The organism is Wolbachia endosymbiont (group B) of Melanostoma mellinum (genome assembly GCF_947251465.1).
Taxonomy (GTDB): domain Bacteria; phylum Pseudomonadota; class Alphaproteobacteria; order Rickettsiales; family Anaplasmataceae; genus Wolbachia.
Genome location: NZ_OX366366.1, coordinates 195,808 through 220,048 on the forward strand (window position 1 = coordinate 195,808; position 24,241 = coordinate 220,048).

Genomic DNA, 24,241 nt, shown 5'->3' on the forward strand with positions numbered 1-24,241 from the left:
AAATTTTATGAAGTGGAAAAAAAGCTAGCAAAGTAATTGCTTTAATAATTTCTGCCTCTCGCTAATTAAATCGTTTGGCCTTACGTATTTTTTCTCAATTTCCCTCATCTCTTTTTCTCGTTCTGCAATGCTATTTCGTATTACTTCAGCCGAGTATCTGCTTTTGCCACTTGCAAACTCTGATCTTAATCTTCTAACCTTGTATTCGAGCTCAGCAAATCTTTCGTGTTGCTCAAGAAGTTCTATCATATGACTAATTTCAGAGTTTAGCTTTTTTTCCTCAACATCTCTTACAATAAAAGAAAGTAGAAGCTTATCTATTTGGTAATCAATATTTGGTTGAGCAGCAAATAGATCAATTATGGCTTTTACGTCAGTAGGATTTGTAACTAGTAAGTTAAAATTACTACATAAAAAACTATAGAACTTTATCGTCTTCTCAAGATAATTTTTCATATCTTGTGATAATTGCAATTCTTTGTGAATTCCTGACAGCAATATTTTCAATTCTTCCAAGTATTTCGTGTCAAAATTACTTACTTCTGTAGGTGAAAGGATCATTAGCAGCTTTTTTACAAGCTCAACATCATTTAACTTTACTGCATTATAAAGAGCTTTTTCTTTATCTTCTTTTAAATCATAAAGCTCTGATGAGTTATCTATGCTGAATAGATATTCAGTATTTCCTTGAGGAGAGTAGATTAAAATGTCCACTTCTCTTAGCGGGTGATCATCATTAAACTTTTCTAGTAACTGCTTATCGGTAGTTTCCTCTATTGCTACAACTGCTTTGCTTACCTCTTTCAACTTTGCAATATCATCTCTTGAGTTTTCAAGTATATCTTTAGCCTTGTCTAGCAGCTGCTCATATAGAACTATTTTTTCTTCATCATCAAGTAGCTGACAATGCTTTTTCAGCTTTTCAGTAGAGTAAGATAGGATATCCATTTTTTTCAATTTTACGATTACGATACCCCATTTTTGTTGAAACTGAAATAATTTTTATAGGATGTGTTTTTCTAGTGTAGATGCCCGCAAAACTTGTTATTATAATATACAGTAAATCAATAAGTCGTATAATATTAACAATTAAATAATATTTATCACGATATGATCGAATAGTAATGAAATTAAGTGAGGGTTACAATGAAAAAAATAAATGGTAAAAAATTGTCTAGTAAAATGTTAAAAGCGGTAGAGCGAATAGCAAAAGAAGGGTTATTACCTAATTTTATAAAAGCTGCTCCAACAGCAAATAAAAAGATTAGTAAATTACCTGTCTTAACATATCCTGAGGAGCTCAATCCATTTCGATCAGCTTTATGCAAGATAAGGCTAAGTGAATATGAAAATGTGAAATTAAATGAATTCTTGGAAAAAGCTATTGCAGCTGAAAATCTAGACAAATTAAGTAAAATCGTCGATGAAGCTTTGGATTTAGGAATAAGAGTAAACGCTCGCAACGAAGATGGCTTTAGCTTCACTAACGTTACAATGTTTAAGATGTATCGTGATGAATTCAAAGAAAATAAACAAGAAGATATAATCAGAAAGTTAGCCTTACATGGAGCAGATTTTAATGTACAAGTTGATAAGAAAATAGCTGAAATGTATCAAAAAGTGCAAAAAGAAATTGAGCCACAAATATATAGTAGGCTCAAGAAACTTAGGGAAGTTGGAGAAGACGCTACTATAGAAGGAACTGTTGAAGATGTAGAAATCGATAATAAGACCTTCGTGCGACCCGAAGTTGCGATTTTGTGATGGTTAGATTCCATCTTCCCTAGACATCAGGGATAATGTATGTCTCACATTTTAAAGAATGGCAACCTTTAGGATGCAAGCATGAGATAAAAGCAGGTAATGCTAAACCTTATAGCAAACTCCTGCAAACAGAGTTAGATATGGTTACGAGAGAAACTTATGATTGAATTGTCGTTATATTGAATATGCGAAATTAAGGTTGTTTTACGCATAGACCAAAATGGTATGAAGCATACGAGGAATTAAAGTTAGATGTCTTTGATTATAGATGTTCTCAGCTTCCGGTAAAAAGTAAGAACCTAAGTCTAACACGAAACAAAATCGTGAAACGGGATAACCATATAGGTGCTCTTATATTCATTTGAATGTAAGTAGGCAGCCAGCCATAAGCACTTACATTGGAGGGATTGTCCAAGAAGCTAATGCCCAAAGTAATATTTGGGATATGCAGACGTGGACACTATAATTTGGAAGGTAAAGTGGTGAATAGTAGTAAATATGTTATAGACCAACAATTTGTTAGGTATGAATGGAATACAATTCCTTGGCGTAAAGTTGAGAAATTTGTATTTAAGCTACAAAAGCGAATTTACCAAGCTGCAATATGTAATGATAAGAAGAAGGTACATAAACTTCAAAGATTATTACTCAATTCAATAAGTGCAAAACTACTTGCTGTCAGAAAAGTAACTCAAGATAACAGAGGGAAGAAAACTGCAGGTATTGATGGAAAAGCAAATCTTAATCATAAAGAAAGATTGCAATTAGCATATTCTTTAAATGTTAGAGAAAAAGCGAAACCATCAAAACGTGTTTGGATTCCAAAACCTGGAAAACCAATAGAATATCGCCCTCTTGGTATACTTACTATCTCAGATAGGGCAAAAGAAACACTTATGAAAATGGCACTAGAGCCAGAGTGGGAGGTAGGATTTGAACCGAACATGTATGGTTTTAGACCTGGTAGGTCATGTCATGATGCTATTGAAGCCATATTTAATTCACTGAATTGGAAAACAGCGTACTGTTTAGATGCTGATATTTCTGGATGTTTTGATAATATTAATCAAAATGCTCTGTTGGAAAAACTTAACACTACACCAACCTTTAGAAGAATTATAAAAGGATGGTTAAGAGCTGGAGTAATGGAAAACAGAAAATTTGAATCCACAAAACGTGGTACAATTCAAGGAGGGACGATCTCACCGTTACTTGCTTGTGTTGCATTAAATGGATTAGAACAATATATCAAAGAAACGTTATGGAGTGAACTTCTTCAATATAGGAAGATGAAATGTGGTGTTGCAAGCAGTAGAGAAGCAAAAAGCTCATTAAGTGTAATTTTCTACGCAGATGACTTTATCATCATACATGAGAGTAAGGAAATCATTCTGAAGGCAAAAATGATAGTTGAAGAATGGCTCAAAACCATTGGACTAGAATTGAAACCTTCAAAAACAAAGATTTCTCATACTCAAAATGGAGAAAAGCCAGGATTTAATTTTCTTGGTTTCTCAATAAGGCATTACTCTACGAAAAATAATAAGAGGGGTTATAAATTATTAGTCAAACCAAGTCGTGAATCCAGAAAACAGCATACACTCACTATAAAACATAAGATTAGAGGATTAAGAGGATCAACACAAGAAACAGTAATAAGACAGCTTAACCCAATTACTAGAGGGTGGAGCAAATATTATTCTTCGGTTGTGTCAAACAAGACCTTTAGGTTTATTGACAGTGTAATGTTTAGAAACATCTGGAAGTGGGCAGTCTACAGGCACCCAACCAAAGGAAAATACTGGATTAAAAATAAATACTTTAAAAAGTATAAAAACGATAATTGGCGATTTATGACAAATAACAAAGTTCTTCTTATTAAGCACGGAGATCATGCTATTAAAAGGCATGTCAAAGTGAAAGGAACCAAGTCTCCATATGATGGCGATTGGGTTTATTGGGGTAATCGTTTAAGGAAGATACCAGATAAACTACCAAGAGTAATAAAATTGTTGAAGTTACAACAAGGTAAATGTGGTCATTGTCAACTTTGGTTTAAAAATGATGATATCTTAGAAACACATCATATTGACCGAAACAGACGTAATAATATGAAAAAGAATTTATCCTTGTTACATGGACATTGTCACGATGAATTACATAGAAAGTGTGCATGACAAGCACCAAATTATAGAGGAGCCGTATGAGGCGAAAGTCTCACGTACGGTTCTGAAGTCGAGTGGGGAGAGGCGACTTTTCCCACTTAGATAACTATATTGAATTTTCACATAGCTGCATAGTTGATGTTGCCAAAGTTGTAGAAGGTGCAAAAAATTTGGGCTTAAGTAAAGGAGACTTAAACCTTGGCGGTAGTATCATAAAAATAGGTGATGGTGAAGTTGAGGTCAAAACTGGGAAAGACGGTAAAAGAAATTACGTAGATATATCCGATAACAGCGCTTTTACAGTAACACTTTGCACTAGCCTAGGAGAGCTAAATTTAATGGTATATCATGACACAGAAGACTATCATCAAGTACAAGTTGAGGTAGAAGATGAAGAAATGTGGAACGAGTTGCAAGAAATAGGAGAAATCGTAGGAAAGGGTTGTTTATTTGGTGGAATGTCTGTTAAAGAAGTAGTGGAAAAAGGCAGCTTTACTAGATGTGGAAGGTGGGGCGACCAAAATTCTAAAAGTAGTGAGACCTTTTCTTGGGTGAGCAAATTAAAAGATACCAAAACGACATCTGTAGGACGTTCTTGATTGGTGGCTATGTTTTTACATAGCCATAATTATTGCAAAGTAAAGTAGTTCTTGAAATTTAATCAAAATTACCATAAAAAATTTACCTTAACTAGCATTGCTTGTAGAAGTGGATTGAAGATATATTCAGGCAATATTATTTATTGGCAAGCGCTTTTATCACTGAATGCACAATATCACGCAACGTTTCATCCTTAATTTTCCTGTATTCCCTCACTAGCCTTGATATTTCTTCACTACCCACATCGCTACAAAAGGCCTTATCGTGTAAGTCTTCAGAAGCTTTGGTAAAAAAATATGACATATCAACGGACAAAGCTTCTGCCAAATTATACAATCTATCAATTACAAGCCTTACCTCTCCAGTTTCATATCCTTGTATATGCTGAAATGAAATTCCGAGCTTTTTTCCTAAGTCTCTTTGGCTAAAACCGCATATTAACCTTCTCTTCCTTATTCTTTCACCTATTTGTTTATCAATAGGATGTTGTTCATCTTGTACAATCATTTATTAATATATTAACTGAGGTATTGAAGCAATACTAACTCTCATTGTAACTTTGAGAAAAAGATTTTACCAATATATAAACTACGCTACGTAACCTTTTGCTTTTAATTTCATTATATCCTTTGACTAATTTTAGTATTTCTTCATCATAAGTTTCATGTGAGTCGACATGCACATCAGTAAAAAAATCAGCCACATTAATCGATAGTGCTTTTGCTAAGTCGTATAGCCTACTGGCCAAAATTTGGTTTGAACTATTTTCGTACCTTTGTATTTGTCTATACGAAACGCCTATTTTCTTTCCCAACTCAGTTTGTGTTAAACCACAGTATAATCTAAGTTCTTTTATTTTTTTGCCTAATTCCACCTTTCATTACTAATTTTAGCTGCTCAAGCTTATATTGAATTTTTTAATTTATGAAGTAGAAAAAAAGAAGGAAAGTTGGAGAACTTTCCTTCCGGTCTACAGATTACAATAAACCACTATCATAAAAACTAAAGTGGCTCTTCTGTGTTACGATTATGTGATCTATTAATTTCATTCCTACATTTTCGCAGGTTGCAGCTAATGTAAGTGTGTTATCCTCATCCTCCTTTGATGGTTCTGTATCTCCACTTGGATGATTATGTGAAATTGCAATAGATGATGCATCGATCAGTAATCCCTGTTTGATTATTTCTCTCACATATAGAGGTACTCTGTCTATAGTTCCACAGTCTTGAATATACTCGTATATCAAATGACCACTTCGATCTAAGTATATTACTCGCAAGCTTTCCTTTCGTGACTGCCCTATTGCTGTTTTAAAGTATTTTAGTAGCTCTTCTCTGTTATCAAGAATCGACAGCTTTTTTAACTTACCTTTCAGTATCCTATCGAAAATCTCTTTCAGACAAAAGATACTTGCTATTGCTCCATCGTTCATTCCTGTAACATTTTTTAGCTCATGAAAATCAGCATTAATTACCCTTCCTAAACTACTAAAAAGCTCCATTAGCCTTTTGGCGACTTCTCTTCCTTCTGTACACGCGGATAGATTACGTTCCAGTAGCTCATGGTCAAGTAAAGACCTACCCCTACTTGATAGAATACGAGTTTCTAATTTCTCTTTTCTCTCACTATTATTCATAAAAACCTCCAAGATCAACATTATATACAAATTCAGCGCCAGCTTTCTGACGCAGTAGTTCCCGAGGAATAACCCTTTTGAACTCTAAATTTGCAATGTTGTCCTTGTTGCTTTTACAACAGATTTACTACAATCCGAACTCCTCATTGATTTTATCGACTATCGTCTGTGGTGGATCATCTCCCCATCCTGAATATAAAATCTCTCCATAATCTGCAACATCTATAGAGCCAGTTCTGCTTTTTGCTAGAAACATCTCTCTTTTTTCTTTATCAACTAATACATAGTGCCAAGCTGACCTTCCACGGTCTTTACCACGAACTAGATATATGAGATCTGATCTACTTCTTCTTGTTGCATCAGCAAAGGATCTTTCGTTGATAGTTCTGCTTTTACTCTTTATGCCGCCACTTTCAGAAAAAGCTTCCTTGGCTTCAGCTTTTTTGTTTGCCAATTCAGAAATTTTTCCTTTTGATCCTAGTGCATGTTCTTTGGTATTTTGAGATGAATACTTACTGGAAAAACCTCCTCTTGTCTCATTAGAGGTCCTATTTGTAAAACGCTTAGTAAACGAGTTATCGTTATCATTTTCTGCCATAAAAGTCTCCAAATTTTAGATTGTAGAATCCAAATTTTTACTACACCCTATCATAGGTTAGTTAAATTAATATAAATGAAGGATAATATAGTAATTATTACAGGAATTACAGCCTCAGGTAAATCAGAATTATGCGATAACTTGATAAAAAAGTATAAAAACATTAGCATAATAAACTGTGACTCAAAGCAGGTATACAAAGAGATTCCCATAATTACTGCTCAACCGCCAAGGCAAGAAAAATTTTATAAACTATACGGTTATGTTTCAGCAAAAGAAAATTATTCCGTGGGTCTATGGTTAGAGGATTTAGAAAAAGAAGTTAATCACGCATTAGAAAATGCGCAAATACCTATCATTACTGGAGGAAGTGGGCTTTACATCAGCAGTTTAATCAAAGGCTTATCATCAATGCCACAAATAAGTCAGGAAGTTAGGAAAAATGTAAGCGAATTAAGGAAAAATTTAAGTAAAGAGGAGTTCTATAAGTTAGTGCTAAGCAAAGATCCAAGGATTCAAGGTAAAATATTTATTAATGACTCACATCGCCTCTCAAGAGCACTTGAAGTTATCACTGAAACTGGCAAGACAATCTTTGTATGGCAAGAAAATAGACAGCCTCCTTTGTTCAATAATTTTAAGGTATATACAATTCTACCTAAACGTGAGGATATATACCGAAAAATAAATTCTCGTTTTATTGAAATGGTTGAAAATGGAGCAATTGATGAAGTAAAAAACCTACTTAGCATGAACCCATCTCCACATTTGCCAGCTATGAAAGCACATGGAGTACCAGAAATTATAAGATACTTAAAAGGGGAGATTACTTTAGACGAAGCAATACAGATTGCTCAAACAAACACAAGGCATTATGCAAAACGCCAGTACACTTGGTTTAAAAATCAATTTCCGAATTCTCAAGTGATTGACTGTGCAAATAAATTGACAGAATTTTAGATATTTTGATTATTATGTATTATATTGCTATGCCTATGCAAACTTTTCTTGATAGTATTAAACTTTTTTCTTAAAGAACTTTCATCATTGCCTAAATTGTGATTATTAAATTCTTTGTAAAAATATTCTTACTTATGAAGCGCTACTATACCTGTAAGAGCCTTTATCACTAAATGAACTATATCACGCAATATTTCATCCTCAATTTTTCTATATTCTCTCACTAATCTTGTAACCACAATCTCCACTTTCATATCCTTGTATAGCTCTTCTCATAATAGTAGGAACAAGATAAGATAGTGATTTAGTGTAACAAGAAGGTAAAAATGCCAGCAGCGTACAGTTATGACTTAAGGAAAAAAGCCATTCAGGCGTTGGATGAAGGAGAGAGCAAAACAGCAGTAGCAAATTTTTGGCCCTCTCTAATAACTTCAACATCACTAAATTCAAGGGATTGGCCTTCTATTATTTGGAATCTTTCATGTCCTTTTCCTGCAACTAGCAGAATCATATTTTCATCATGTGCTATATTTATACCTTTCTCTATAGCTTTTTTTCTATCTCCTATCTCCAGTGCATCAGGGCAATGTAACAAAATATCGTGACGAATTTTCCCCGGATCTTCATCACGCGGATTGTCATCTGTGACTATAACTTTACCTGCAAGCATTTGTGCTATTTTACCCATCTCTGCACGTTTTGTTTGATCACGATTCCCGCCACAACCGAACACTAGAACTATCTTTTTATTGAAGTGCCATTTTAAAGACAACAGAGCTTGTTTGAGTGCACTTGGAGTATGAGCGTAATCGACAAATGCAAAAGTGTTCACTTTTTCCATTCTTCCAGATGGAGAAGCGAGTTTATCTATACACATTCTTTGATAGTCCATACCAGATGAAATAACTATACCGATTGCACACAACAAATTATATGCTTGAAATTGCCCAAAAATCGGAAAAAATGCGTTATAAATTTCATCACCGATTTGAATTGTCAGGTATTGACCATTGGCAGTGGGTATCTGCTTTAATAAAGTAATGTCAGAGTTTTTTTTTCCATAGGTTATAACTTTGTTGCCACGCTTTTCAGCTATGTTGAGCAACTCTCCATATTCGCCTATATCTGCATTTAAAATCGCTGTTTTTTCTTTTGGCAATACCTCATCAAACAACCTTTTCTTGGCCTCAAAATACTCATCGATACTTTTGTGATAGTCCAAATGATCTTGAGAGAAATTAGTAAAAGCTGCAGCATTGAGCCTGAGTCCATGGATTCTGTATTGATCGATTCCATGGCTTGAAGCTTCTAATGCTAAGTGTTCTACGTTCTTATTATTTATGTCACGCAATGTGGAATAAAGATCATCTGCACTTGGCGTTGTAAGGCTATTATCTTTTCTATTATTATTGACACATGTTCCCAGTGTTCCTATAGACGCTGCATTATCTTGCCAAATCTGGCGACAAAACTCCACTACTGAAGTTTTACCATTCGTACCAGTTACAGCAGCAATATATTTAGGTTGTTTGAATTGATAAAACCTGCTGACTATTTCACTGTATATTCCTTGAGGGTCCGAGTGGTAAAGCACTGCAAAACTTGGAGTACTTGTCATTCGAGTAGCGGACACTGGAATCCAGTTTTCATTATACAATTGTCTAGTATGCTTGTTTACAATTAAATTTTCTGGATCCCAGTGTCTGAGCACTGGGATGACATCTTTCTTGGCCCCTTGTATTACAACGTCTACACAGTTGTGTACACATCCATTAGGAAGACATGTTACGTGTTCTTTACTCTTTTCTGACACACAAACAAAAAGGTAACCTTCTTTAACTCTCTTAGGATTACATGTGACGCCTTTGATTTCAATATCAAAGTCAGCATTTACAATGTTATGCAGTAGCTCTTTCAGTCTCACAATCATCTTTAACACTTGAACATGGCAGTCTTATTAATGCAGTATTCAAGTCAAAAATCAAATCTTCAGGATCTTCTAGTCCGCAAAATATTCGCACAAAACTTCCACCATAATCTGAATTCATTACAGATCTTGACATAGATCTATGGTCTACTGGTAATATCAAACTGTCACATCCTCCCCAAGAAGCACCAATGCCGAAAACTTTCATGTGATCAACCATGCAGCTTAGTTCCTCACATGAATATTCTCTATCGAGTACTATACTAAATACGCTACTTGCTCCTTTGAAATAATTTTTCCATAAATCATGCTGAGAATAGGAAAAAAGTGCCGGATATAAGACTTTTTTGATTTTTGGATGTTTTTCCAGCCACTTTGCTACTTGCATTGCTGTACTTTGATGCTTCCTCATGCGTGTTTGCAGTGTTCTAAGTCCCCTGTGTGCAAGGTAACAGTCATGCGATTGAATGGTGACTCCATAATTTTTATAGCTCTCATAAAGCAATTTAAAAATTTTACTTTCAGCAACCATAGCTCCCATCACTAGATCTGAGTGACCGGCTAGATACTTTGTCACCGCGTATAGTGCAACATCAATTCCATAATCAAGCGGCTTAAACAACAAAGGAGTGGCCCATGAATTGTCACAAACGGTTACGATTCCACGTGCTTTAGCAACTTTTACTATATGCTCTATATTTGAAATCTCAAACGTTATAGAACCAGGAGTCTCAATCATGATGAGTGAAGTATTACTCTGAACTAAATCAGTTATATCCTGTGTTGGATCATAAAAAGTTACTTCTACTCCTCTTTTTGGTAGCTCATTTTCGGCAAATCTCTTTAGCCTATAATAACTATTATCTTGTATCAGGACATGTGAACCTGCTTTAGTGAAAGTCAAAATAGCAAAAGTAAGTGCAAATAATCCAGAAGGGTAGATGAGTGCTTGTCCCCTACCCTCAATTTCAGCCAGTGCATTTGAAAAATAATGAACAGTAGGCGTACCAACATTACTGTAACTGTAATCCCTTGCAACACCATCATTGATTACATCATATATACTTTCTCCATTTGCTGCATTTAAGTAGTCCTTGTAAGTAGGAAATAATATAGTAGAAGAATGATAAACTGGTGGGTTCATCGACCCTTTATAATCATTAAATTTTCTTCCTGCTTTAACTAATAAAGACTCTTCGTTCACATTTTTATTATTTATTTTTTAGATTGTATTCGCTTTGCGTATACAAGTGAAGAGAAATCGCATGTACTCGTTCTATTTCACTCTTTAATAATTCATAGATCAATTTATGCCTCTTTAAAGAGCTCATTCCAGAAAAGTCGTTAGATATTAATACTAATTTGATATGTGAAGGTAGTGTCGAAGAAGAAGCAAAATAATGATCTACATGCTTTGCTGATTCATCGATAATATTAATATCAATTACACCTATTGAATCGCGTAATTTTTCTTCTATTGTCTTAATAATATCCACAATAGTTCCTTTAAGCAACAATACGCTCCTCTTGTCATCCCACAGTATCTGGGCACTGGGATGACAATCGAATTACTTATTCTCTTCTTTATTATCCATGTCTTGATAATCAGAATCTACTACTTTTTCTTCCTTATCATTTGGATTTCCTTCTGATGAAAAGCCATTTTCAGCACTGTTTTGCTGAGATGCTTGATACATAGCTTCTCCAAGTTTCATAGATAACTGAGAGAGGTTAGTAACTTTCTGTTGTATTGAATCAGCATCATCAATGTTGTCAGATTTACTCACTTCCTTTAACTCATTAACTGCATTTTCAATAGCAGATTTATCTTCTGGAGAAATTTTATCACCATATTCTGTCAAAGATTTTTCTGTAGAATGAACTAAACTATCCGCTTGATTCTTCACTTCAATAAATTTCTTACGCTTTTCATCTTCTTGTGCTTTTTCCTCAGCTTCTCTCACCATCCGATTTATTTCATCCTCCGATAAACCACCTGAAGACTGAATACGTATTTTTTGCTCTTTTCCAGTAGCTTTATCCTTTGCAGAAACATGCGCTATTCCATTTGCATCTATATCAAATGTCACCTCAATTTGAGGAACCCCGCGAGGAGCAGGTGGTATTCCTTCTAAACTAAACTGACCAAGCAGTTTATTATCAATCGCCAATTTTCTTTCACCTTGATGTACCTTAATTGTAACGGCTGTTTGGTTATCTTCTGCAGTTGAAAACACCTGAGATTTTTTTGTGGGAATAGTAGTATTACGTTCAATAAGTGGAGTGAATACTCCACCTAGAGTTTCAATACCAAGAGAAAGTGGAGTTACGTCAAGTAGTAATACATCTCTTACATCACCTTGAATGATTCCCGCCTGTATTGCAGCTCCAATTGCTACAACTTCATCAGGGTTAACCCCTCTGTGTGGATCTTTGCCAAAGAATTCTTTAACTTTCTCTATGACTTTTGGCATACGAGTCATGCCACCAACAAGAACTACTTCACCAATTTGACTAGCAGACAAACCAGCATCTTCAAGAGCTTTTTTGCAAGGAATTATAGTCCTTTCAATTAAATCATTCACTAAACTTTCAAGCTTTGCTCTTGTTAGCTTCATATTTAAGTGTTTTGGGCCACTTGCATCAGCTGTAACAAACGGTAGATTTACTTCTGTTTCCATTGCACTTGACAATTCTACCTTTGCTTTTTCTGCAGCTTCTTTGATTCTTTGCATAGCCATTGGATCGTTTTTCAAATCAATGCCATTACTTTTCTTGAATTCACCCAGTAAATAATTTACTACTGCATTATCGAAGTCTTCCCCTCCAAGGTGAGTATCACCATTTGTAGCTTTTACTTCAAAAACTCCGTCACCTATTTCAAGAACTGAAACATCAAATGTACCACCACCAAGATCATACACTACTATTGTGTGTCCGTGCTTTTTATCAAGACCATAAGCAAGTGCTGCAGCAGTTGGTTCGTTAATTATTCTGAGGACATTTAATCCAGCAATTTTTCCTGCATCTTTTGTTGCTTGACGTTGAGAATCATTGAAGTACGCTGGCACTGTTATCACAGCATCCTTTACTTCTTCCCCAAGATAAGCCTCAGCTGCTTCTTTCAGGTTTTGTAGTATAAATGCACCAATTTGACTAGGAGAGTATTCTTTACTATCAGTTGTTTTAACCCATGCATCACCATTTTTTGCTGCAAATACCTTATACGGTACACCTAGATTCTTCATTTCAGGATCGCTATATTGGCGACCTATCAATCTCTTAGTTGCAAAAAAAGTATTACTTGCATTGGTAGTTGCTTGCCTTTTTGCTGGAGCACCAATCAACCTTTCTCCAGATGAAGTAAATGCAACTATAGATGGAGTAGTTCTTGCTCCTTCTTTATTCTCAATTACTTTTGTATCCTTGCCTTGCATTATTGCAACACAAGAATTTGTTGTCCCAAGATCTATACCTATTGCTCTTCCCATAATGAATACTCCCTTTTAAATATTATCTGATGTAAAATATATAAGTATAAAACTCGTTAATTACAAGTCCCGTTTAGTTGTTAGAGCCCAAAAGGCGCGAAAGCCATTTAGTTAACCAAAAGTTGCCCGGTAGTTTATCTGAACTACCAGCCTCTTTATCCCTGCTATTCACAATTTGACATCCAGAATTCTGCAATGGCTTATAATCATTAAAATTAATATGGTCTCCTTGCTTTAAAATAAATGTATCTGCATCTAAACTATTATCAATACTAACATTTAATGTAATATTGAACTCTTTTTCGATTGTAGAAACCATATCACGCTTATTATTAAAAATGTGCGCTATAACTGCACTGCGTGCTATTAAATCAAAGGACTTATTTTGATTTTTATTAGCAATATGTTGCAAATCCCTTAGTATCGATGCAGCAACCACTTCGTTTGATTTCACTCTTCCAATACCTTTACAGCGTAAGCACTCTGTAGTATTAATTTCCTGTATATTTGGTTTAATTCTTTGTCTTGAAAAGACCATTAAACCAAAGTCATTGATAAAGCTAAATTGAACTTTAGCTCTATCATCTTTAAACGCCTGCTTGATAGCAAATTCAACATTTTTGCAATACTCAAGTTTCAACATGTCAATAAAATCAACAACTATTAACCCTGATAAGCCCCTGAGATTCGCTTGCCTTGATATTTCAGATAATGCCTCCATATTAGTTCTATAAGCTGTTTCTTCTATGTTATCTTCTCCTGTCATTTTCCCTGAATTTACGTCTATTGAAACAAATGCCTCAGTTAAGGTTATCACCAAAGACCCACCAGATGGTAATTCTACTCTATTGCTATATAATTCAGAAATTTGATCTTCGACTCGATAGTAAGTAAAGATTGGAACAGAGCCTCTATATAACCTAGGACGTAATTTTCCTTGTAACACATTTTTAGTGTATTTTCTTACCGCTTCACAAACTTCTCTATCAGATACTATAATTTCTGTATCATTACTACAAAAGTCACGTACAGATCTCATAACTACATCTACTTCGTTGTAAATTAATGATGGAACATTTAAAGAAGAGAAGTTTTGCTGGATATTTTGCCATAATAAGGTCAAATTATCGTAATCTTGCTCAATTTCTTTCTTACTTTTTCCTGCACCAACAGTTCTTACTATTAAACCTGAGCCTTTTGGTAAATTTATTGAATTTAATATATCCTTTAACTGTTTTCTAACGTTGGTATCTTCAATTCTGCGAGATACTCCACCCCTACTTATGGAATTGGGCATGAAAACACAGTATCTACCGACCAAAGTTACGTATGTTGTAAATGAAGCTCCTTTATTTCCTCGTTCTTCTTTAGTTAATTGAACCAATAACTTTTGATTTACTGAAATCACATCTTGTAACTTATATTTTCTATGTAAAGGTACCTCCCTCACAAAACCACTGCTGGATTCATTACTAGCTGTAGAATCTAGGCCTTCTTCTGTGCAATTATCATTTGAACAGTCCACACCGCTCGAATAGCCTTCGTCAGGAAAAATTTCCTTCTCTTTTTCTGGAATATTAAAGTAATTTAGAGATATCTCAGAAAAAGACAAAAAACCTTGCTTATTTTTTCCATACTCAATGAACACGGCCTGCAAAGCAGGCTCTATACGCTTTACATAAGCAACGTATATATTACCTCTTAATTGTCTTTTTTCCTTGAATTCTTGTTCAAACTCTACAACCCTACCATTAACTAGTAGGGCAACCCTTACCTCGTTAGAACAGGTAGTACTTTCTATCAATAATAACCTTTTGCCATCACTCGCCACTTATTTACCGTCTGCTTTTCATTCTGAAATCTTCTTATACTACTTAATATATTATTGATTGTCAAGAATTTTGCGACCTGCATTATTTGGTTGACTTTCAGTGTTTTGCGTTCTAAACTTGCATAGAATTTATTATATCACTACAATTATGGCGAAAAAAAATGCTTCTTTGCTTGTCAAGCTAGTTAGCACCGCAACTAAAACAACAAAAACTGGAGAAGAGAAACTAACAGGCTATTTTTGTGTAAAAAAACGTAATCCTAAGAACCTTCCCAAGAAGCTCGAGTTTAGGAAGTATGACCCAGTGGTCAGAAGACACGTATTATTTAAAGAAGAAAAATTAAAGTAAGTATATTATCATGCAAAGCTTACAGCTAAAAGGAGTGTAGCTTATTGCTCACTAGTTATACTGTTTTGCATTAGGGAAAGTCTGTTTGAGGTTTTGAAAGATTACGGTAACTTATATAAGTTACGGGAAATTGAGCCACCTGAATAAGGGCTGAAAATGGTAGCGTTTTTGTCCTGATCTGGTCTTTTTATTGCTTAAATGGGACTTGATCTGATACTTTAAATGATCCAGATAGTCTATATACCATCACACTCTGGGACCATACACTTAGAGGTTGTTCACAAACTTTTGAATTCTTTTGTTAAACTTTTACAGAAAAAAATTGCTTGCGCATATTTTAAATCTGACTATAATCATAGTAAAAGATATTTTAAGAGCTCAAAATTTATCTTTATCTGCAGACTTTTTTCATTAAACAATCAAACTCATTAAAAAATGTGGCGTATCTTCTTCAGCGTACGTGGGTGCACACACATACTTAATCTCTGTCGTATGTGCGCCGCACTTTTTTTCTAATCTTTTTTACACAGGAGGATTTTATGTCCAGAATGCCAGATACTTGATCTTTACTTTAGCTAAAAACCATAGGCGCCTATGGTTTTTATAAAGAAAGTTTAGAAAATAACCAAAAACCACTTGCCATAAAAAGTAACTATATTAGTATGATATTCACATTTATATGTTAATATAGATATAATCAGATTAACGAGTATATTATGGTAAAATTTACACAAGATTCTGCTTCATTGACAGTGCATGGTGTTGATTTACTTAATTTGTGCCACAGACAGTGTGAAAATAAATACGAGGGTAATGATTTATTGACAAAAATTAATAGATCTTGGTGTAAGGCTGACTGTAATAGAAAATTAAAAGCTCCTGAACACCATTCACCAGAAAAAGTAACCTTAGTGAACAGTTAACAGATATTGCAAGTAATCTCCGTTTTGAGAGCATAAAATTATCGCTTATATCAGATGAAATAGACAATTACAATTCAATGTCTTTTTAATTAGAGTAAAAGAAGATATTGGTTATCTTCTTTTTTTTATACGATTATTTCTATAATTAACTACTTGAAATTAAGTTCGTTCAGGCAAGATAATTATGAGTAAAAATAGCAGATGCAAGTAGCTGGCACACAGCTGTACGAGCATTCATTTTTGAGGGCATAGCAAATGGTGTCATTCAAGTAGCTGACATTGGCTTGCCCTAATCTCATCAAGAACGTTGTGCTTTAACATAATATTTTTATGCTTACCAACTTAACTGAATCCCAGACTGGGATGATATACTTCTGGTAGATAATGTCGGTATAGTTGTGATTGGAATAGAAAGCACTAAGTTTGCAATGCTATCTGAATAGATAAAAGAACTCATTACTCAGTGAAACAAGACTTGAAATTTTGTGCAATGCTGCTGATTATATCTAGATATGCATCCTTTCCAGGCTCTACATCTGATCCAATAGGATCAAGAATCACCATTTTTACGTCACTAGAAAAGACATTAGGCTTTATGCTATCCTCTCGTGAATGAGAAACAATACATTTAACGTTTTCCTCTTTCATTACCTTTTTTAATTTCATTAAACTCTTCATACCTATGTAAGAATCCTCTTCTATAGAAAGAATGGCGCTTGGGTAACTTAAATCAAAATATTTTTCGAAATATTGATAAGCATCGTGAGTAACTATGTATTTTTGATTTTTTAACTCATCCAATTCTTTCGTAATTTTTTCTACTTCTTGGTCTATCTTTCTTATAGCCTCCTCTGCGTTAGTATTGTATCGATAGGCATTTTCTTTATCTATATTAGATAATGTTGCACTGATAGAAAGTATCATACTTTTTGCATTTTCAGGACTCAGCCAAATATGCAAATCTTTTTCATCTTGAATGTGACTAGAAAACGAATGTGGTCGAGCAGGAAGTAGATCGATTGCACTTGATAGCGGTATTAACTTCTTATTTTCTTTAGCGAAAGTTTTAACAAATGTTTCCAAAGAATCATCGATATAAAATATAATATTACTAGATTCTAATTTACTTGCATCTGAAGGCCTGAGCATGTAGTTATGTTCAGACACTATTTCGTACATTAGTAATTCTGGCTTTGAAATCCCATCTGTAACAGAAGCTACAAGTGAGTGTATAGGTTTGATTGTAGCTACAATTTTTAAATTGGATGAAAAGGCACTATTGTAGTATAGTGTAAGTGAAAGTAATAGAAAAAAAATCAGTAAATGTCTCATATAAATATTGAGAAGAAGTCAATTTTCGCCAAAAAGTTAAGTAATGTCAATAACTGCATTCTAAAAATAGAAAACCTTACTCTTGCACATGGTAGTAAAAAAGTTCTTGATAATATCAATATATCAGTAGAAAGAGGAGATATAGTTACAATACTTGGTCCAAATGGCGGAGGTAAAACCTCTTTAGTGAAAGCAGTTGCTGGTATAAATAAAGGTTTTATTGGCAGTATTGTATTCGCTGACAATATAAAAATTAGCTATATGCCACAAAATTTTAGTATTGGTAATTTGATGCCAATAACAGTTGAGTCTTTCCTTTTCAATAGCTCCTCGAAGAAATTGAAGAAAAATCAACCCATTGTTACAGAAGCAATAGAATTGGTTGGTATCGGTAACATCCTAAAAAATCAAGTATTAGAAATCTCTGCAGGACAAACACAATTACTGCTGCTTGCACGCTGTTTAATTTCAGAATCTGATTTGATCATTTTAGATGAGCCAGTCAGTGCAATGGATATTAACGCACGAGCTAAATTTTATGATATTATAAATAAAATCGCAAAAGAACGATCAGTGTCGATTCTCATGACTTCTCATGACCTTAACTCTGCTCTACCATCCTCAGATTACATAATTTGCATAAATAATACTATCTATTATCAAGGTAAACCTGATGAAATTATGGAGATAAATGAAATATTTGGCAGTTACGCAGCGAAATGATTCAAAATATTCTACGTCTTCTGCAAATAACTACAGTGCTAACACGCTACAATGTGTTACCTTATTTACTTCCACCATCAAAAAAATCAATAAATAAAATACAAGGTCATAAACTAAAGCGTGCTCTTGAAAGATTAGGTCCGGTGTTCATTAAATTTGGGCAATCCATTTCATCACGCACTGATATTTTAAATGAGGACATAACAAATAACTTGCTATTGATATGTGATAGATTGCCATCATTTTCGTATAAAATAGCAGTTAAAACTATAGAAAGTGAGTTTAATTGTAAATTAAGCGACATTTTTTCAAGTTTTTCTGAAAAGCCAATTGCAGCAGCATCAATTTCTCAGGTGCATAGAGCAGTTACAATTGAGGGTAAGGAAGTTGCTGTAAAGGTTTTGAGGCCAAATATTGAGAAAACATTCTCAAGGGATATAAAAATGCTTTCTTGGCTTGCAGAAATTGCAGAAAAATTTAGTGAACAATCAAAAAGGCTGAAGCCAGTTGAATTAGTCAAAACTTTTGCTGAAATTTGCCGATTAGAGTTAGATCTACGCTTTGAGGCTGCCCACTCTTCGGAACTGAAGGAAAATACTAAACATGACAGAGGTTTCTACGTACCTGAAATAGATTGGAGTAGAACTTCAAAAAAGGTTTTAACATTAGAATGGATGGAAGCTATACCAATATACGAAGTTGAAAAGCTGAATAACCGAAAGCAAATAGCTATCAATCTTATAGAATCTTTTTGTAATCAGGTATATAGGGATTGTTTTTTTCATGCTGATATGCATCCTGGAAATTTAATGATCGATAGTAATAACAATATTATTGCCCTGGATTGTGGAATCATGGGTAGAATAGATCGTGAGACATGCTATTACGTTATAGAGATACTCAAAGGCTTTTTAAATAGGGATTATGATCACGTTGCAAAAATGCACTTTAGAGCCGGTTATGTTCCATCACAGCATAGAAATTTTGTTACAGCTTGCAGAGCAATAGGTGAGCCCATTGTTGGACAGCCTATACAGAAGATTTCATTTGCTCGATTACTTACTCAGCTATTAAAAATAACTGGTGATTTTGATATGAAAGTTCAAACACAATTGTTATTGCTGCAGAAAACTATGATTTTATTAGAAGGAACATGTAGGAAAGTCTATCCAGAAATCAATATGTGGAAAGTAGTTGAAACATGGATAAACAGTCAACATGAAAGTAAAATAGGGTATAGGGAAAAAATTAAAAGCTCTTATCCCATCAAAACAATCCAAGGAATATTTAGCCTTATAGAAAAATTAAACCTAATAGCTGACAAAAAATTACAGGTGAAAAATAAATCAAATGGAAAAGCCTACTTTTTACTTTGGTCTGTAATTATAATTCTCATCGTTAAACTTTTAATTTCTTGAACTAAAAGATAATAGAAGCAAGTTTACAACAACTATTTCAGTCTTGAAACCACTCAGGTTTACATTCACTCGAATTATCAAGGTATTTTCAGTATGTACAAAAATTTTCAGAAGAGTTTAGAGAAGAAGTAAAAACCTTAACTTCATCCTAAACGGATAACATTACCAAGCTCAGTGCTTATCACATCACTCAGTACTGTACTTGCTTTATATGAACAGTAGCATCCAATTGTAAGGAAGACAAATGCAGCTACAGCAAGTGAAATACATATTTCTAAATTCGATATTGTTAAACATGCACCAACAGCAAACGCTCCAGATAACACAAAAGAAGCATAGGCATAGTTACTTTGCCTTCTATTATAAATGTTTGCTTCTGAAAGTTTTCTGTTTTTGTTCTTTAAGTCTTGATTTTGAGCTTGAAGTTCTGATCTCTCTTGCCTAAAATTCCTTTCTAACTGTGAAATTTTGTTAGTGTCTCTTTCACTTACAACCCTATTCAGCTCTTTCTCTTTTTCTGTAAGTCGAATTTTTGTTCTTTCAAGCTCATTTCTAAGGTTTTCGAGCTGCTGCAATTCTTGAGCAATCAAATCGTCGTTTATTTCCGGGGCAACATTATGTACATTTGCTGAAGACTGTTCCACAGTTGCAGGGAATTTTCCATTTAGATATTCTCTGACAGGATTAAAACTTTTAAGCAACTCAATAACAATTTGATCATTCATAAAGCAATTATCTTCTACTAATTTTTTTATATCATCCAAATCTTTTCTATTAATAGCATCAGTTAATCGCTCTTTCATAACTTGCTCAATTATTTGCTTCACCCATGGATTTTGCTCTATAGCTGATATTGGCTTTATTTGACTAAAATCTAGCTCCTTATGTTTTAAAAGTTTTCTCAATACTTCTTTGTTACTTTCTGTTATTCCTTGTAAACATGATTTGATAATCAGGCTAAGTGGTGTTTCTATTTCTCCATTTGAATTTCTTTTCCAACAATTAGGGTTGAGTTCTTGATTTAATAGTTCTTTTGCTCGGTCAATATTTCTGTTAGAAAGAGCATTCAATAATTGTTTTCCTGTTTCTGCTTTTTGTATTTCTATGATCAAATGCTCAGCACGATTTTTTTTAGCACATTTCTCAGGATCTTGAAGTCTTTTATTTAGTAGATACATCATTATTCTCGGATGACTTAGTAAGAGTTGTAACACTTTCCTTTGTTGAAAGGACATTGCTAGATGCAAAGCTGTATTGCCATCACCTTTTTTTTGAATATTAACATCTATGCTTCGGTGAAGTAGAAGTAACCTAATCATACTCTGATATTCTTTTTCTTCTTCTGTTTCAGAGCCTGCAGATAAATCATAAATTATAGATATCAAAGGTGTCATGCCTTCTTCATTAAACGCATTAACATCCGCACCTTCTTGCAATGCTTGTTGAAAATGATTCAAAGCTTCTTCAGGTGTTACTCTTTCATCATCAGTGCCTTGAAATTGAATAGCTTTAAATAATTTTTTTGTTGATTGTCCTGAAGTTGTTTGATTTTGAGCTCGTAATCCTGTATCATTAACAACACTTCTTCTAAAACCTACATTACTTCTCGAAAGCATACTAAATTCTCCTCAATCTATAATTTATTAACATAATTATAAAAAAAACAAAGAAAATTGCAAGTAATTTAGTTAAAAATTTTAGAACTAATTATGATTCCAAAAATTTTTCTGCATCAAGTGCAGCCATGCACCCTGTACCTGCTGCAACTACTGCCTGGCGATATACCTTATCTTGAACATCACCAGCAGCAAACACCCCTGCCCTACTGGTTAGAGTTGTTCCAGGTTTCGTAATTATATAACCTTGCTGATCCATTTCAACAAAGCCCTTAAAAATACCTGTATTTGGTGCATGCCCAATTGCAATGAACACTCCATCTACTTTCAATTCCTGGGTTTTATTGATGTCTGTCGATTTAATTGTAATGCCAGTAACTTTTTTAGGATTTTCTTCTCCAAGAATCTGCTCTACGGTATGATTCCATATTACCTTTATCTTATCATTTTTAAAGAGCCTGTCTTGCATTACTTTCTCTGCTCTTAACTTATCACGCCTGTGTATCAGTATAACTTCCTTAGCAAATCGAGTTAAAAATATTGCTTCTTCAACAGCAGTATTTCCACCACCAACCACAGCTACAACTTTATTTCTAAAAAATGCACCATCACAAGTTGCGCATGCCGAAACTCCGTAACCTTGAAATTTCTTTTCACTCTCCAGGCCAAGCCATTTTGCTTGTGCACCAGATGCAATTATAATTGCATTTGAATAGTAGTCACTAGCATTACCACAAGATCTAAATCCATATTCACCAGAACCTTCAAGTTGTTCTACACTTTTTATCTCATCGTCTATTATTCTTGCTCCCGCCTTCTCTGCATGCAACCTCTTTTGTTCCATGAGTTCTGGACCTTGTATAGAAATAAAACCTGGATAGTTTTCAACATCCGTAGTAATTGTAAGCTGACCACCAGGTTGCATTCCTGTTACTACAATTGGCTCTAAATTTGCACGTGCTGCATATATAGCAGCAGCATAACCCGCTGCTCCAGATCCAATAATAAGAACTTTTGTACTCAATTTATAATTCTGCACTGTGTGAGTTTAGATAATCAGCCACTCCTTCATCGCTTGCCTGCATTGCTGGCTTACCTTTTTTCCACCCTGCTGGACATACTTCACCATGCTCTTCATTATGTTTTATTGCATCAATAATTCTAATAAACTCATCGATATTACGCCCTAAAGGAAAATCATTTATCGATTGGTGACGTACAACAAACTTATCATCAATAACAAAAGTTGCTCTTAGTGCAATTGAGTCATCATATAAGACCCCATAGTCTCTTGATATAGACTTTTTGATATCAGACACTAAATTGTAGCTAACCTCTCCAATACCACCATCATTAACTGGAGTGTTTCGCCATTTATAGTGTGAAAATTTTGAATCTATACTTATTCCTATCACTTCAACATTACGTTTTGAAAAATCTTCTATTTTGTTGCTAAATGATATCAACTCAGTTGGACAGACAAAAGTAAAATCAAGTGGATAGAAAAAAAGGACAGCATACTTATCCTTTATATGTTTACTTAAACAGAAATCATCAACTATTTTTCCACTAGCAAGAACAGCCGAAGCAGTAAAATCGATAGCGGATTTTGTTACAAGATTCATAACTAACCTATTCATTCTTAATATTTATAATTTTATACCTTGATACATTTACATGCAAGTTTTCTTTAGCCCCAATCCTATAAAAACGGTTCTGTTGCATCTATAAACCATAGGAAAGAAGATCATTAAAGGTGGGATTATAGGAGTTATGAAGCCATTAACATAGCAAAATTCTCAAAAGTAGAAACATTATTTAATAATTTGTCTTTTTTGAATCATACGAATATTTTCTATGCCTGTGATGGTAATCTTTGCGGAATGGAAGCTTTTAAACCCAAGCATTGGCTTTATTAGTTTTTTGATAAATCTATCAACAATATTATTTAGATATTTTATTTGAAGAACTGTAATCTTCAGAAATTTCTGCATTCAAATCATCAAGAGCAGCAGTATTACTGCCGCTTTTATCAATTACAATTTTCTCAGGAAGATAGTTACTCCTGAAGGCTTTATGAAAGAATGCAAGTGCTGCAGACTTGTCTCTACTAACACACAAGTCTACAGTATATAAATAAACCCATTTACCGTTTAATTTAATGTAAGTCTCTCCAACTACTACCAACCTGCTTCTTTCTTTTCCTTACTGCCTCATCTATCAGTGGTGATAACCCACCTTTGTAACGTAGCATTTTGCTCCCCTTATACTCATCATTTCTTCCAAATCTCGATAGCTCAAAGAGAATCGACATTTCATGTATACAGATAACATCCGCTGAAAAGCTAAATCCTTTGAAATATGGCAACAATTTTTGATTGATACGAAACATCTTTGCTTTTTCTTTAGACAATTATATCATTCTTCTTTCTACTTCCCTACAAATGCGACAGAACCTTTTCATGATACTGTTTATAATCCTCAAGACTCTTTGATATTTTGCCTTTTAACTCTTCTTGCGAATCTTTGCTTTTTAACGTTTTTTGCAAATTTTTGTCTTTTAACAACTCGTTAGCGTGAGATTTTTCAATTTTTTGCTTCCATTCATCATACGTATATTTACCACGTTGTGTATCTTGACACTCGCCTCCTACATTAAATAGTTCTTCATTACAGATTGTATTACCCTGATAAAAGTAATCGCTTATATTGATTTTATTATTGCCAGTTATGATTTGTTCAATTGCTTCTTTGTTGTTTACAATTTCTTCTCTGTACCTAGAAATGCAATTTGATAATTCTTTTTTGCAATCTGTAGTCATAAGCTGTTTCCTTTAATAAAATAATTAATACTTTATTACTAATCTGAGGTATACTAAGGTAGTGATAAGAAGTCCAGCATCTACA

At 34.1% G+C, this 24,241-nt stretch carries 22 protein-coding genes and 2 pseudogenes; 8 read left to right on the top strand and 16 right to left on the bottom strand.

Annotation, left to right across the window (positions count from 1 at the left end):
• Nucleotides 1-24: 24 nt before the first annotated feature.
• Nucleotides 25-948: a hypothetical protein gene (locus OPR42_RS00805; protein ID WP_012673225.1), complete on the bottom strand. Its 924-nt coding sequence runs from the start codon at nt 946-948 to the stop codon at nt 25-27.
• A gap of 198 nt (nt 949-1,146) precedes the next feature.
• Between OPR42_RS00805 and OPR42_RS00810 the strand changes: the two genes are divergently transcribed.
• From OPR42_RS00810 to OPR42_RS00820, 3 genes are all read left to right on the top strand, one after another.
• Entirely contained in the window at nt 1,147-1,764 is a 618-nt protein-coding gene (locus OPR42_RS00810; protein ID WP_264375452.1) for a hypothetical protein, read from the top strand.
• Between the two features lie 422 nt (nt 1,765-2,186).
• Nucleotides 2,187-3,941 carry a reverse transcriptase domain-containing protein gene (locus OPR42_RS00815; RefSeq protein WP_214303292.1) on the top strand — a complete coding sequence of 585 codons (1,755 nt, stop codon included), beginning with the start codon at nt 2,187-2,189 and terminating at the stop codon, nt 3,939-3,941.
• Nucleotides 3,942-4,003: 62 nt separating this feature from the next.
• Nucleotides 4,004-4,528, top strand: coding sequence for a hypothetical protein (locus tag OPR42_RS00820; protein ID WP_265041531.1), 525 nt, complete (start codon nt 4,004-4,006; stop codon nt 4,526-4,528).
• Between the two features lie 136 nt (nt 4,529-4,664).
• Here OPR42_RS00820 and OPR42_RS00825 read toward each other — a convergent pair whose 3' ends face one another.
• From OPR42_RS00825 to OPR42_RS00840, 4 genes are all read right to left on the bottom strand, one after another.
• Complete coding sequence (locus OPR42_RS00825) at nt 4,665-5,036, bottom strand: helix-turn-helix domain-containing protein (protein ID WP_041582616.1); 372 nt, start codon at nt 5,034-5,036, stop codon at nt 4,665-4,667.
• Between the two features lie 34 nt (nt 5,037-5,070).
• Entirely contained in the window at nt 5,071-5,403 is a 333-nt protein-coding gene (locus OPR42_RS00830) for a helix-turn-helix domain-containing protein (RefSeq protein ID WP_041582615.1), read from the bottom strand.
• 103 nt (nt 5,404-5,506) lie between these two features.
• The gene (locus OPR42_RS00835; RefSeq protein ID WP_265041532.1) at nt 5,507-6,166 is read right to left on the bottom strand and encodes a JAB domain-containing protein; all 660 of its coding nucleotides are present in this window, start codon (nt 6,164-6,166) and stop codon (nt 5,507-5,509) included.
• A 127-nt stretch (nt 6,167-6,293) separates the two neighbouring features.
• Complete coding sequence (locus OPR42_RS00840) at nt 6,294-6,764, bottom strand: hypothetical protein (RefSeq protein WP_265041533.1); 471 nt, start codon at nt 6,762-6,764, stop codon at nt 6,294-6,296.
• A gap of 75 nt (nt 6,765-6,839) precedes the next feature.
• Between OPR42_RS00840 and miaA the strand changes: the two genes are divergently transcribed.
• Entirely contained in the window at nt 6,840-7,724 is an 885-nt protein-coding gene (gene miaA, locus OPR42_RS00845) for a tRNA (adenosine(37)-N6)-dimethylallyltransferase MiaA (protein WP_264682654.1), read from the top strand.
• A 367-nt stretch (nt 7,725-8,091) separates the two neighbouring features.
• Here miaA and OPR42_RS00850 read toward each other — a convergent pair whose 3' ends face one another.
• The 5 genes from OPR42_RS00850 to OPR42_RS00870 all read right to left on the bottom strand — a co-directional run bounded on the left by OPR42_RS00850 (nt 8,092) and on the right by OPR42_RS00870 (nt 14,973).
• Nucleotides 8,092-9,654, bottom strand: a complete 1,563-nt coding sequence (locus tag OPR42_RS00850) for a Mur ligase family protein (protein WP_264683425.1) — start codon at nt 9,652-9,654, stop codon at nt 8,092-8,094.
• Complete coding sequence (gene metC / locus OPR42_RS00855) at nt 9,623-10,855, bottom strand: cystathionine beta-lyase (protein ID WP_265041534.1); 1,233 nt, start codon at nt 10,853-10,855, stop codon at nt 9,623-9,625. Before metC ends, OPR42_RS00850 begins: the two co-directional genes overlap by 32 nt.
• 7 nt (nt 10,856-10,862) lie before the next feature.
• Complete coding sequence (locus OPR42_RS00860) at nt 10,863-11,147, bottom strand: BolA family protein (RefSeq protein ID WP_264682652.1); 285 nt, start codon at nt 11,145-11,147, stop codon at nt 10,863-10,865.
• A gap of 72 nt (nt 11,148-11,219) precedes the next feature.
• Nucleotides 11,220-13,142 (bottom strand): molecular chaperone DnaK, encoded by a 1,923-nt coding sequence (dnaK, locus tag OPR42_RS00865; RefSeq protein ID WP_264682651.1) that lies wholly within the window; start codon nt 13,140-13,142, stop codon nt 11,220-11,222.
• Between the two features lie 73 nt (nt 13,143-13,215).
• Complete coding sequence (locus OPR42_RS00870) at nt 13,216-14,973, bottom strand: Rne/Rng family ribonuclease (protein WP_265041535.1); 1,758 nt, start codon at nt 14,971-14,973, stop codon at nt 13,216-13,218.
• A 148-nt stretch (nt 14,974-15,121) separates the two neighbouring features.
• Here OPR42_RS00870 and rpmG point away from each other — a divergent pair, with 148 nt between their 5' ends.
• A complete protein-coding gene (rpmG, locus tag OPR42_RS00875) occupies nt 15,122-15,322 on the top strand; it encodes a 50S ribosomal protein L33 (RefSeq protein ID WP_012481745.1) in 201 nt (66 codons plus the stop codon).
• A 1,379-nt stretch (nt 15,323-16,701) separates the two neighbouring features.
• On the opposite strand, the gene OPR42_RS00880 is transcribed toward rpmG, so the two are convergent.
• Nucleotides 16,702-17,577 carry a zinc ABC transporter substrate-binding protein gene (locus tag OPR42_RS00880; RefSeq protein ID WP_264374829.1) on the bottom strand — a complete coding sequence of 292 codons (876 nt, stop codon included), beginning with the start codon at nt 17,575-17,577 and terminating at the stop codon, nt 16,702-16,704.
• Here OPR42_RS00880 and OPR42_RS00885 point away from each other — a divergent pair.
• The 3 genes and pseudogenes from OPR42_RS00885 to OPR42_RS08740 form a co-directional block, all read left to right on the top strand.
• On the top strand, nt 17,569-18,300 hold the full coding sequence (locus tag OPR42_RS00885; RefSeq protein WP_265015317.1) for a metal ABC transporter ATP-binding protein: 732 nt from the start codon (nt 17,569-17,571) through the stop codon (nt 18,298-18,300). The two genes, OPR42_RS00880 and OPR42_RS00885, sit on opposite strands and share 9 nt — an antisense overlap.
• On the top strand, nt 18,297-19,718 hold the full coding sequence (gene ubiB / locus OPR42_RS00890; RefSeq protein WP_019236358.1) for a 2-polyprenylphenol 6-hydroxylase: 1,422 nt from the start codon (nt 18,297-18,299) through the stop codon (nt 19,716-19,718). The genes OPR42_RS00885 and ubiB overlap by 4 nt, the downstream gene beginning before the upstream one ends.
• A 39-nt stretch (nt 19,719-19,757) precedes the next feature.
• Nucleotides 19,758-19,850 (top strand): annotated as a pseudogene (locus OPR42_RS08740) (tyrosine recombinase XerC); the annotation flags it as partial.
• A gap of 11 nt (nt 19,851-19,861) precedes the next feature.
• On the opposite strand, the gene OPR42_RS00895 reads toward OPR42_RS08740, so the two are convergent.
• The 5 genes and pseudogenes from OPR42_RS00895 to OPR42_RS00915 form a co-directional block, all read right to left on the bottom strand.
• Nucleotides 19,862-21,334, bottom strand: a complete 1,473-nt coding sequence (locus tag OPR42_RS00895) for an ankyrin repeat domain-containing protein (RefSeq protein WP_265041536.1) — start codon at nt 21,332-21,334, stop codon at nt 19,862-19,864.
• Between the two features lie 91 nt (nt 21,335-21,425).
• Nucleotides 21,426-22,373 carry a thioredoxin-disulfide reductase gene (gene trxB, locus OPR42_RS00900; RefSeq protein ID WP_264375537.1) on the bottom strand — a complete coding sequence of 316 codons (948 nt, stop codon included), beginning with the start codon at nt 22,371-22,373 and terminating at the stop codon, nt 21,426-21,428.
• A complete protein-coding gene (locus OPR42_RS00905) occupies nt 22,360-22,959 on the bottom strand; it encodes a peroxiredoxin (RefSeq protein ID WP_010401485.1) in 600 nt (199 codons plus the stop codon). The genes trxB and OPR42_RS00905 overlap by 14 nt, the downstream gene beginning before the upstream one ends.
• Nucleotides 22,960-23,105: 146 nt before the next feature.
• A pseudogene (locus tag OPR42_RS00910) lies at nt 23,106-23,726 on the bottom strand (IS6 family transposase).
• Between the two features lie 46 nt (nt 23,727-23,772).
• Nucleotides 23,773-24,156, bottom strand: coding sequence for a hypothetical protein (locus tag OPR42_RS00915; RefSeq protein ID WP_265041537.1), 384 nt, complete (start codon nt 24,154-24,156; stop codon nt 23,773-23,775).
• Nucleotides 24,157-24,241 lie beyond the last annotated feature (85 nt).